The organism is Streptomyces atriruber, assembly GCF_001418325.1.
GTDB classification, from domain to species: Bacteria; Actinomycetota; Actinomycetes; order Streptomycetales; family Streptomycetaceae; genus Streptomyces; species Streptomyces atriruber.
In genome coordinates, this window is record NZ_LIPN01000418.1 from 1 (window position 1) to 2,614 (window position 2,614).

Annotated in this window: 4 protein-coding genes; 1 reads left to right on the forward strand and 3 read right to left on the reverse strand. The window is 64.6% G+C overall.

All coding sequences use genetic code 11. The features are described 5' to 3' along the window. From AOK03_RS34320 to AOK03_RS34330, 3 genes are all read right to left on the reverse strand, one after another. Positions 1–344: hypothetical protein (locus AOK03_RS34320; RefSeq protein ID WP_157869154.1), on the reverse strand; the 344-nt coding region annotated here is incomplete at its 3' end. 47 nt (positions 345–391) lie between these two features. After that, a complete protein-coding gene (locus AOK03_RS34325; RefSeq protein ID WP_157869155.1) occupies positions 392–934 on the reverse strand; it encodes a hypothetical protein in 543 nt (180 codons plus the stop codon). Between the two features lie 319 nt (positions 935–1,253). After that, positions 1,254–1,661, reverse strand: coding sequence for a hypothetical protein (locus tag AOK03_RS34330; RefSeq protein WP_157869156.1), 408 nt, complete (start codon positions 1,659–1,661; stop codon positions 1,254–1,256). 607 nt (positions 1,662–2,268) lie between these two features. On the opposite strand from AOK03_RS34330, the gene AOK03_RS34335 reads away from it, so the two are divergent. Continuing rightward, the gene (locus AOK03_RS34335) at positions 2,269–2,577 is read left to right on the forward strand and encodes a hypothetical protein (RefSeq protein WP_055569295.1); all 309 of its coding nucleotides are present in this window, start codon (positions 2,269–2,271) and stop codon (positions 2,575–2,577) included. Positions 2,578–2,614: the final 37 nt, after the last annotated feature.

A 2,614-nucleotide genomic window follows, 5' to 3' on the forward strand; every position in this document is an offset into this window, starting at 1 on the left:
GGCGGGGTGAAGTCGGCGATGCGTTCGCCGATGTCGAGGAGGCGCAGGCGGTGCCCTTGGGGGCCTGTGGCGTGCACCTGGTCGGCGCTGTGGGCGGTGAAGGCGATGGCCTGGAGTTCCTCGGGTGTGGCGGTGACCGGCTGCTTGCGTCCTTCCTTGAGGCGCCGGTAGGGGATGTCCAGCCAGATCTTTGCGTCCGGGGTGTCCGGGGCGGGGGCGAGTTCCCCGGGTGCGTACCCGCCGCTGCTGTCCTCGAAGTCGACCAGGATGTCGTCGTGGGCGGTAATCATGACTACTTGGCCCACGGGGTTGCCCGGGTTGTCGGTGGGGACGGTGGAAATCACCCGGTCGCCTTCTTGCCATGGATTCACTCTGCACGCCCCTGCCCTGGTCAGCCCTTCTTGCAGCCCTTCCAGCCTACGTGCCCCTTGACCCAGTAGGCGGTCCAGATACCCGTTTTGCCGTAGTTCTTGCCCTCGTGGTTAAGGTTGCGGTGCATCGTGACTACACACATGGTGCGCTTCTTCTTCCCGCGCCCGTACTTATAGGTGTGGGTGGTGGACACTGCGTTGACGCTGCCCTTGCTACCCCTGGCGTAGTTGTTGATTGCCTTGTCCCACAGGCTCATCGCGTAGCCGTTATAGGGGTGGTTGGCCTTGTTGCCGGTGGAGCCACCGCGCTTTATGTGCTCGAGCCCGTACTTGCGGTTGCCCACGCGGATCAGTGTGTGTTCAAAGTCCGCGAGGAACCAGCGATACACCTTCGCCGATCCGGGTCCACTGCGGGTGTTTTTCGTGCAGGCCTGGTCGAAATCGCAATGCCATGACGTGGGCTTGCTCTTATGGATGGAGGCGTCGGCGGGGGCTGCGGCGAAGACAACGGCTACCGCTGCAGAGGCAGCCAGTTTAGCCGTGAACGCTCGGTTGGGACGCACGCGAATTCACCCTTCTCCCGATTCAGTTTGCGAGATCTCAGATTGAGACCCTTTCACTATTCCGGGACCCTACGTGCATTCCCATTCCAAGATCAACAAGGAATTTCCGATATAGCGATACGGGAATCCTTCTAGCGCGCCGCCTTCGCTTTTTGGGCAGCAGAGAAATCGCCCCCACTCCTCACCCCACCCTCGCCGGGACACACCCCACACCGGCCCCCGCACGTGCGGGCCGGTGTGGGGGTACCTGGCGCCGCCTTCTCGGCCTTCCTGGCGTGCCGATGCCCCCGCACCGATCTGGTGCGGGGGCATCTCGCTGTTAGGGCTCGTCTCGGTCGTCGTCTGCTTGTGCTTGGTCGTCGATGGTGATGCGGACGGGTGTTCCGGGACCGTTGGTGCGGGGCCGGTCGATGATGGCCTGTACTACCCGGGTGATCTTGTTTTGGATGTGTGTGGCGATGGCACGGGTGACGGGGCTGGCGGTGTCGCGGGTGACGTGGGCGAGGCTGATGATCGCGGCGACGAGGCTGGGTCCGGAGAGGCGGACTGCGACGAAGCCGTCCTCGTCATTGACCGCGCCGGGGATATGGAGGTGCTCGGCATTCCCAGCGGTCTGGACAAGGAATGCCCAGGTGTCGCGGTGGGCTTCGAGGGTGGCGTGGGCGACGCCGGCTGCGGCTGCGGCTGCGGCTGCGGCTGCGGCTGTGAGGATCTCGTCGTCGGGCATGCCGGGGTCGTAGCCGACGGGCTCGGTGAAGCCGATGACGCGCTCATTGTCGGCGTCCTCGACGGGTGCCGGGGACGACGGTGTCGGGGTCGGCTCTGGTGCTGACTCAGGAGTCGGCCGCGGGACCGGCGGCACATGCTCTGCCCGCGCCGAATCGTACCGGTCCGGGCAAGTCGGACTGTCTGCCGTTCAGGGGGTTGGCGGTGGGCGTCCGGTTCGTGCGGGTGATGGCGTGGCGTGGGCGTACCGTCACGTCGTCGAGTTTCAGCCGCGTTTCGTGAGCCGGTAATGTCGCTTGTTTCTAAAAATACGCAATACCCCACCCTTCCCGTACTCGGGAAACGGGAAGGTCAGGCTCTACTTCCGACTTCCCCGACTCTCGCACATCGCGTGCGTGACCTGCGACTTTGACTCTTATGGCTATACGTCGAGGAGGGCCAGAAAGTGATACGTGCGAGCCCCGATCCCGTGGCTTGATCTATCGTCCTTCTGCGCCGCGCAAGTTGGCGGCCTACGCAAAACGGCCGGGTGCCTCAACACCCAGCCGCTTCAACCAGCGAGTCATCACCTCGCTGATCTTCAGTCCGTCTCGTCAAAGGGGACCGTCATGCAGTCTACGCTCAACTCACAGTCGACCTTAAAGTCCGCGCCCGTCTCCGACCCGCTCCTGGATGCCCCGCTCTCCGAGCTGCTGGCCGATCACGGTGTGGAGCTGGTCGAGTCGTCGATCACTGATGCTGGCTTCTTCGGCGCCTACGTCGAGTTGAAGGACGGCTCGCGCGTCCTGTCGATGCCTGCTGGCCGGTCGGAGTTCGAGCACGACACGGTGGCGCGGATGCTGCTGTCGGACGGGCTGCAGCTGGGTGGGCCGCGGGTGCCGGAGCCGTTGATGGTGGCGCGGCCTGCCAGCGTGTGACGGTTGTGGGGCGGGGTCTTCGGGCCCCGTCCGATGC

Bases quoted from the DNA above. Each gene is read 5' to 3' on its own strand.
- AOK03_RS34330 (WP_157869156.1), bottom strand. From the start codon at position 1,661: ATGCCCGACGACGAGATCCTCACAGCCGCAGCCGCAGCCGCAGCCGCA.
- AOK03_RS34335 (WP_055569295.1), top strand. From the start codon at position 2,269: ATGCAGTCTACGCTCAACTCACAGTCGACCTTAAAGTCCGCGCCCGTC.